A 7,899-nucleotide genomic window follows, 5' to 3' on the forward strand; every position below is an offset into this window, starting at 1 on the left:
CTCTTGGCGCTGACCGGAACCGCCGTGCCGCCCACGGCGGCCCGCTGCTCGAAGTACTCGTCGAAACCGGCCTCGCCCGTCTCGGCCACCGCGGTGGTCTGAACGGGCCCCGCCGACACCGGTTCCACCACCGGGGCGGGCTCGGGCGCCGGCTCCGGCAGGATGGTGGCCAGCCCGCGCAGCGCGCGGCCGAAATCGGGATCGATGAGGTCCGAGGCCGGATCGTCGAGCGGCACCACCGAGCCGCCGTGCGCGTCCGGCTGGTAGCGCCAGTGCGCGGCGATCACCGAACGGCCCGCCTGCCACTGCAATTGGGCCACCCAGTAGTTCTTCTCGTCCTTCCAGGCGTCCCATTCGGCGATATCGATATTGTGGCCGCGCTCGGCGAAGGCGGCCGAGACGATCTCGATCAACGTCTCCACGGCGGGACCGTCCTTGCGCACCGGATGCGCCTTCTGCGCCAGCTCGGCCGCGCGGGCACGCTCGAGCAGCACGGGGTAGGCGAAACGCTCCACCCGGCTGGCCGGCATACCGGACTCTTCGGTGACCTGCTCCACCGACGCACCGGCACGGATCCGAGCCTGAATATCGCGAGGACGCATGGTCGCCTCCGTTTCGATCTCGATCTGGCCGAATCGGGCAAGGTCTCCACGCGCGGCGGCACGCAGCTTCTCGTCGGCGGCGAGCCGGTACTTCTGACCGGTCTCGGCATCGACGCACACGATGTGCGCGGAATCGGGCGTCAATCCGATCACTCGAAGTTCACGCACCGTTACCTCCTTATCGCTGCGTCGATCACAGCTGCGCCGAGCACCAACTAGCTCGCGACACCGCCCACGTTCTGGAACAGTAGTGCACTTCTGAGATTCGTGTGGCAAGACACGCGGCCTGAAATCTACCGCCGCGGTGCTGGGGACGACTAATCTGCTCTGTTTCCACGCTCACCGGCCCGCGCCCCGGCAAACTTCCGGCACGATTTCGGTTGGCGCACACCAACACAGCGTAAACGCGAAAGCCGCGGATTTCGGTGACGAAATTCCGCGACTTTCGCGAGCTTTTTATCCGAGCGCCGTGGCGATCAGGCGCTGATCTGCTGCACCACCCAGTCGATGCAGCGGGTCAGCTGCGACACGTCCTCGGGGTCGATCGCCGGGAACATGCCGACGCGCAGCTGGTTGCGGCCCAGCTTGCGGTAGGGCTCGGTGTCGACGATGCCGTTGGCGCGCAACACCTTTGCGACGTGCGCCGCATCCACCGACGGGTCGAAGTCGACGGTGCCGACCACCTGCGAGCGGTGCGCCGGCTCCGCGACGAACGGGGTAGCGAATTCGCTGGACTCGGCCCAGGAATACAGCCGCGACGAGGAATCGAGGGTCCGCTTCACGGTCCAGTCCAGACCGCCGTTGTTGTTCATCCACTCGATCTGATCGGCGAACAACAGCAGGGTGGCCAGCGCCGGGGTGTTGTAGGTCTGGTCCTTGGTGCTGTTGTCGATCGCGATCGGCAGCGAGAGGAATTCGGGGGTGTAGCGACCCGAATCCTTGATTTCGGAGACTCGCTCCAGCGCCTTCGGGCTCATCAGCGCGACCCACAGGCCACCGTCGGAGGCGAAGCATTTCTGCGGCGCGAAGTAGTACACGTCGGCATCGGCGATATTCACCGGCAGACCGCCCGCACCGGAGGTGGCGTCGATGGCGATCAGCGCGTTGTCCGAGCCGGCGGGCCGCTGCACGGGAACCGACACACCGGTGGAGGTCTCGTTGTGCGCCCACGCGATCACGTCGGCGACCGGGTCGGAGACCGGCTCGGGCGCGGTGCCCGGGTCCGAGGAGACCACGATCGGATCGCCGATGAACGGGTTGCGCTTGGCCACCGCGGCGAACTTCGAGGAGAACTCGCCGTAGGTGAGGTGCAGCGAACGGTCCCGGATCAGGCCGAAGGCCGCGGCGTCCCAGAACGCGGTGGTGCCGCCGTTGCCGAGCACGACCTCGTAGCCCTCGGGCAGCGAGAACAGGTCGCGCAGGCCCGAACGGACGCGCGCGACGACGTCCTTGACCGGCTTCTGACGGTGGCTGGTACCCATCACGGACGCGCCGACCTCGACGAGGGAGCGCAGCTGTTCGGGACGGACCTTGGACGGGCCGCAGCCGAACCGTCCGTCGGCGGGCTTCAGATCGTCGGGAATGCTCGGAAAGGCAGCGGTCATGGGCTCAAGCCTAGAGCGTGATGTAGGTCTCGCGCGTGGGTGGGTCGAGGTTGTGCACACGGGTGCGACGGGCTCGCCGGAACCGCGCAGATGTCCGTAACGCCGTGTCGGCGCACGGCCGCCCGTTACCGTTGGGCAATGAGCATGACAGGGCGGGAGCGACCGGACTCCACGGGCATCTCCGCCGCATCCGCGGCATCGGGGCCCACCGCGGTTCCCCAGGATGACGCGGACGGATCGACCCGGTCCGGTAGCGGGGGGCCCGGCCTGCGCGCGCGCCTGGTCAAGCGGCTCGAGGGAGCCGGATTCATGCTGCGTACGGGCATGCTCTCCGATGGAGCGCGCCACGAATTGCTGTTGCGCGGCCTGCCCGGGAAGGCCACGATTCTCGGGGTCCGGCCCTGCCGGACCCCGACCTCGGCCCTCCCCGTCGACGGCGCGCGGAAACGGACGGCGGCCGCGGGCCGGATCGATACCGGCTATCGCTTCTGGGTCCGGATCCAGCTCGACGGCGCACCGCCGTACGAGACCCGGATACGGCAACGAGTGAGCGACGTCGACCGGGAGTCCATGCAACCCGGTGATGTGGTCGGCTGCCGCGTCGATCCGGGTGATCGGGAGCGGCTGGTGCTCTACGTGCCCGGCGTCACCGAGGCGACGCGGGTCAGCATTTCGAAGATCCTGTCCGCGGGCCGCCGCGCCGACGCGACCGTGCTGGCCGCCACACCGATCGCCGCCGACTATTCGGGCCGCGACGATCCGGTGCTGCGGCTGGATCTGGAACTGCGCGCCTGGGACGAACCGCAGCCGTGGCGAGTTCGGATCGTGCAGCCGGTGCCGCTACCGGCGATCGAACTGGTCGATCTGGGCCGGCATCTCGAGGTCGCGTTCTTCGCCGTGGACCGCGGCGAGTCGGTGGCCGTGGACTGGGAGGCCTCGGCCGAACTCTGAGGCGCGCAACGTGCGGCTCAGGGCAGTTTGACGAATTCGAAACCGCGCGAACGCAATACCGGCAGCACCACCGACATGCCCTCGGCGGTACCGGATTTCGGGCGGTGCATATGGGCGATCGAGATCGCGCCGGGCTGCGCCGCCGACATGGCGGTGCGCACCTGCGCGGCGGAGAAGGTCGCGCCGGCGTCACCGTTGATGCTGAAGCCGACCGGTGTCTCCCCCAGATCCCGCACGATGGCGACCGCCACATCGTCGTAATGCGCCGTGCCCGCGCGGAAGAACCGCGGCGGATGCCCGAGCAGCCGGGTGAGCCGCTCGTGATTGCCCCACACCTCGTCGATCGCCTGCTGCGGGGACGCGGTGCCGGCGATGCCGTAGGCGGTGTGGCCGGTGACCGAGAGCGGACAGTGCCGGGTGCCGTGGTTGGCGAGTTCGAACAACGGATTGGCGGCCAGCTGCTCGGCCCGGCGCGGGTCGGCGTCGATCCAGCGCTTGTTGAGAAACAGCGTCGCCGGAATGTCATGGGCGACGAGGTAATTCATCAGCTCGGTGTTGATCTCGTCGTTGTCCGGTCCGCCGCAGGCGTCGAACGTCAACGCCATCTGCTTACCCTGCGCCGGGATCGAGGTGATGATTCCGGGCAGGTCCATCCCCCATCCGGTGGGCTGCCGTCCGGCATAGCGCGCGGCCACGGCCACCGGATCGGGCTGTGCGGACAGCGCCGCCGTCACCGGACTCGCCGCCGGCGGAACCGAGGGGTGCACCGGCGCGGGCGGCGCCGTGGAGATGATCGTCTTGACCGACGAATTCCCTTCGGCCGTAGCGCATCCCGCTGCGGCGAAACCCGCGGCTACCGCCGCGCCCGCTGCCAGAAGCCGACGTCGCGACAGTTCTGCACCACCCACGCGAGCAGATGCTACGGCAGAGAAGCGACGAGCGCCTCCGCAGAAACCGCGAAGGCGCTCGATCGGTGGTGGGCCGGAGCTACCGGACGATGGTGTCCCAACCCGGCACGGATTCCGCGGTGCGCGGCGCCGGTCCGGTGTAGATCGCGGCGGGGCGTACCAGCTTGCCCAGCTGCTTCTGCTCGAGGATGTGCGCACACCAGCCCGCGGTGCGGCCACAGGTGAACATGGCGGGCATCATGTGCGCCGGCACCTCGGCGAAGTCCAGGATCACGGCCGCCCAGAACTCGACGTTGGTCTCGATGGCGCGATCGGGGCGACGTTCACGCAGTTCGGCGAGCGCGGCCTGCTCGAGCGCGGCGGCAACCTCGTAGCGCGGGGCGTCCAGCCGCTTCGCGGTGGCGCGCAGCACCCGGGCACGCGGGTCCTCGGCCCGGTAGACCCGGTGGCCGAAGCCCATCAGCTTCTCCTTGCGATCGAGGATGCCCTTCACCAGACCGCGTGCGTCGCCGGTCTTTTCGACCTCTTCGATCATCGGCAGCACGCGCGCGGGCGCACCGCCGTGCAGCGGACCGGACATGGCGCCGATCGCGCCGGAGAGGCTGGCGGCCACATCGGCGCCGGTCGAGGCGATCACGCGCGCGGTGAACGTGGAGGCGTTCATACCGTGTTCGGCGGCCGACACCCAGTAGGCGTCGATGGCCTCGACGTGGCGCGGATCCGGGTCACCCTTCCACCGCCGCATGAAGCGTTCGGTGATCGTGCTCGCCTCGTCGATGTCCTTCTGCGGCACGGCCGGCTGATAGATGCCGCGGGCGGACTGCGCGACATAGGACAGGGCCATAACCGACGCGCGCGCGAGGTTCTCGCGCGCGGTGGCGTCGTCGATGTCCAGCAGCGGCTGGTAGCCCCAGATCGGGGCGAGCATCGCCAGACCGGCCTGCACGTCGACGCGCACGTCGCCGGTGTGCACCGGCAGCGGGAACGGCTCGGCGGGGGGCAGTCCCTGCCCGAAGCGGCCGTCGACCAGCAGCGCCCAGACGTCACCGAAGGTGACGTGGTTACCGACCAGATCCTCGATGTCGACACCGCGGTAGCGCAGCGCGCCGCCGTCCTTGTCGGGCTCGGCGATATCGGTGGTGAACGCCACCACGCCTTCCAGACCACTGACGAAATCGGGGGGTACGGCCGGACCAGTAGGAGCCGCAGCGCTGGTAGTCATGTTGTGACTCTCCTTGCAAATCGGGCCGCACGATCTGTGGGCGGCCACGCGATGGTGCTTTCCCGGCTCGGCCGGGGCGGTGCTTTCCCGGCTCGGCCGGGTGCGGCCGTATGCCACTCCGGCCGATCACCTGCAACCTTATCCCCCCAGTACTGGGGAGTAACGTTTGGACCATGCGCGAGGAGCAGAATTCACCGGGCTCAGCGGGGGGCGAATCGGGTCTTCCGACCGCGAATTCATCGACTTTGCCGGACCGCTTCGGGGCCGTACCCCGCGTCGATGTCGACATCGCCGCGATGCGGGCCGAATACGGCGGCGATCCGGACCTGACCGAGAGCTGGCCGGTCGACGGCTGGGAACCGTTGCTGCGCAACTGGATCGAGCTCGCCACCAACGCCGGTATCACCGAACCCAACGCCATGGTGCTGGCTACCGTCGAGCTCACCGACGCCGGACCGCGCCCCGCCTCACGCACGGTCCTGTGCAAGGGAGTGTCCGCGGAGGGTGTGACTTTCTACACGAATTACGACTCCGCGAAGGGTGATCAACTCCACGCGGTGCCGTATGCGTCGGCCACCTTCGCCTGGCCCAAGGTGGGCCGGCAGGTGACGCTACGAGGCCCGGTGGACCAGGTCTCCACGGAGGTCACCACGGCGTACTGGCGCTCACGCCCGCGCAATTCGCAACTCGGCGCGTGGGCCTCGCACCAATCGCGCACGGTGGCCTCGCGGGAGGATCTGGATCGGGCATTGGCCGACGTCACGGCCCGTTTCGACGGCGTGGAACAGATTCCGGTCCCGGCCAATTGGGGCGGCTACATCCTGCGTCCGGAGCAGATCGAGTTCTGGCAGGGCCGGCGCAGCCGGCTGCACAACCGCATCCGGATCACGCTTCCGGACGGACCGGCCGCGATCGGCTCCGCCCGCATCGAACGCCTGCAACCCTGACCCGGAATCCCTGCCGCGACGGGCGATATGCCCGAGTCGCGGATCGGCCGGCACCGGCTATATTCATGGGATGATTTCTCGAAGACACCGCGCCATGGTGAAAGCCCGGCCGTGGTGAAGGTGCTCGCCGATGTCGCACCGCTGCGCGACATCGATTTCCGGCGGCTGTGGGTCACCAATATCGTCACCGTCATCGGAGCCCAGCTCTCGGTGGTCGCGGTTCCACAGCAGATCTACCAAATCACCGGCAGCTCCGGATATGTCGGCCTGGCCGGGATCTTCGGCCTGGTGCCGCTGATCGTCTTCGGCCTGTGGGGCGGCGCGGTCGCCGACGTCATGGACCGGCGCACCCTGCTGCTGATCACCAGCACCGGCACCGGGCTGACCTCGGTGGCGTTCTGGCTGCAGGCCGCGGCCGGGGTGAACAACGTCTGGCTGGTGCTCGGACTCTTCGCGGTGCAGCAGGCGTTCTTCGCGATGAACCAGCCGACCCGCGCGGCCATCATTCCGCGCCTGCTGCCGGGTGATCTGCTCCCGGCCGCCAACTCGCTGAACATGACCGTGATGCAGTTCGGCGCCATCGCCGGGCCCGTTCTCGCGGGCGCGCTGATTCCGGTGACCGGACTGTCGATGTTGTATCTGCTCGACTCCATCGCCCTGCTGGCCACACTGTGGGCGGTGTGGCGGCTGCCCGCCGTCCCGCCGACCGGGGTGGCCCGCAAGGCCGGATTGAGCACGGTCGTCGAGGGTTTCAGCTATCTGGCCACCCAGCCCATCCTGCTGGCCTCCTTCGCCGTCGACATCATCGCGATGGTGTTCGGCATGCCGCGGGCACTGTTCCCGCAGATGGCGCACGACACCTTCGGCGATCCGGTGACCGGCGGTGTGGCATTGGGCCTGCTCTTCGCCGCGATGTCGGCGGGTGCGGTCGCCGGTGGCGTGTTCTCCGGATGGCTCGGACACGTGCGGCGCCAGGGCATGGCCGTGGTCGTGTGCATCGCGCTGTGGGGTGTGGCGATGATCGGCTTCGGACTCGCCGTCGGCGCCACCGGCCATCAGCTGAGCGTGGGGGTCGGACTGTGGATCGCCCTGGCCTGCTTGGCCTTCGGCGGTGCGGTCGACATGTTCTCCGCGGCGCTGCGGACCAGCATGTTGCAAGAGGTGGCGACCGACGAGATGCGCGGGCGGCTGCAGGGTGTGTTCACCGTGGTCGTCGCAGGTGGGCCCCGGATCGGTGATGTTGCCCACGGTTTCACCGCGGCGGCCATGGGTACTGCCGTCGCGGCGGCCGGTGGTGGGGTCCTGGTGGTGATCGGCGTGCTGATCGCCGCGGCCGTCTTCCCCGCCTTCGTCCGCTACCGCGTTCCCCGCGTCCACGCCGAGATTCCGGCCGATCAGCACTCGTGAGTACCGCGCGGGCCATTAGCACGACCGGGCCCGCGAGCTCACATCGCACACATGTGACCGTGAGGTAGCAGATGACGACCCTCACGGATCGGCGCTACCGGTGAGCGGCTAGCGTTGAGGTAAGTGCGCCGGACGCCGACCGCGCCCGACGCCTACGGTTCTAGCCTGAGAGGGATCCTTCCGTGCCCGCTGAGAACATCAAAGTCGCGCAAACGCCTTCGGACGCCGACGGCGCAGGCGACGCCAAGCCGGTACTTT

7 protein-coding genes are annotated in these 7,899 nt (G+C 68.7%); 3 read left to right on the forward strand and 4 right to left on the reverse strand.

Annotation, left to right across the window (positions count from 1 at the left end):
- Positions 1 to 770 (reverse strand): septation protein SepH (sepH, locus tag RJ03_RS03425; RefSeq protein ID WP_157163322.1); only part of this gene is annotated, 770 nt, incomplete at its 3' end.
- Positions 771 to 1,078: 308 nt separating this feature from the next.
- Entirely contained in the window at positions 1,079 to 2,206 is a 1,128-nt protein-coding gene (gene serC, locus RJ03_RS03430) for a phosphoserine transaminase (RefSeq protein ID WP_036497974.1), read from the reverse strand.
- A 138-nt stretch (positions 2,207 to 2,344) separates the two neighbouring features.
- On the opposite strand from serC, the gene RJ03_RS03435 reads away from it, so the two are divergent.
- Positions 2,345 to 3,157 (forward strand): hypothetical protein, encoded by an 813-nt coding sequence (locus RJ03_RS03435; protein WP_245552169.1) that lies wholly within the window; start codon positions 2,345 to 2,347, stop codon positions 3,155 to 3,157.
- Positions 3,158 to 3,174: 17 nt separating this feature from the next.
- Here the strand turns inward: RJ03_RS03435 and RJ03_RS03440 are convergent, their stop codons facing one another.
- A complete protein-coding gene (locus tag RJ03_RS03440; protein ID WP_232329633.1) occupies positions 3,175 to 4,065 on the reverse strand; it encodes a polysaccharide deacetylase family protein in 891 nt (296 codons plus the stop codon).
- A gap of 79 nt (positions 4,066 to 4,144) precedes the next feature.
- Entirely contained in the window at positions 4,145 to 5,287 is a 1,143-nt protein-coding gene (locus tag RJ03_RS03445; protein WP_036497980.1) for a citrate synthase 2, read from the reverse strand.
- A 173-nt stretch (positions 5,288 to 5,460) separates the two neighbouring features.
- Here RJ03_RS03445 and pdxH point away from each other — a divergent pair, with 173 nt between their 5' ends.
- Positions 5,461 to 6,234, forward strand: a complete 774-nt coding sequence (gene pdxH / locus RJ03_RS03450; RefSeq protein WP_083870576.1) for a pyridoxamine 5'-phosphate oxidase — start codon at positions 5,461 to 5,463, stop codon at positions 6,232 to 6,234.
- A gap of 114 nt (positions 6,235 to 6,348) precedes the next feature.
- Positions 6,349 to 7,641: an MFS transporter gene (locus RJ03_RS03455; RefSeq protein WP_232329637.1), complete on the forward strand. Its 1,293-nt coding sequence runs from the start codon at positions 6,349 to 6,351 to the stop codon at positions 7,639 to 7,641.
- Positions 7,642 to 7,899 lie beyond the last annotated feature (258 nt).

The organism is Nocardia aobensis NBRC 100429 (assembly GCF_000308375.1).
GTDB classification, from domain to species: domain Bacteria; phylum Actinomycetota; class Actinomycetes; order Mycobacteriales; family Mycobacteriaceae; genus Nocardia; species Nocardia aobensis.

Excerpts from the sequence above, each read along its gene's own strand:
- serC (WP_036497974.1), bottom strand. The coding sequence starts at position 2,206 with ATGACCGCTGCCTTTCCGAGCATTCCCGACGATCTGAAGCCCGCCGAC.
- RJ03_RS03435 (WP_245552169.1), top strand. The coding sequence starts at position 2,345 with ATGAGCATGACAGGGCGGGAGCGACCGGACTCCACGGGCATCTCCGCC.
- RJ03_RS03445 (WP_036497980.1), bottom strand. The coding sequence starts at position 5,287 with ATGACTACCAGCGCTGCGGCTCCTACTGGTCCGGCCGTACCCCCCGAT.
- pdxH (WP_083870576.1), top strand. The coding sequence starts at position 5,461 with ATGCGCGAGGAGCAGAATTCACCGGGCTCAGCGGGGGGCGAATCGGGT.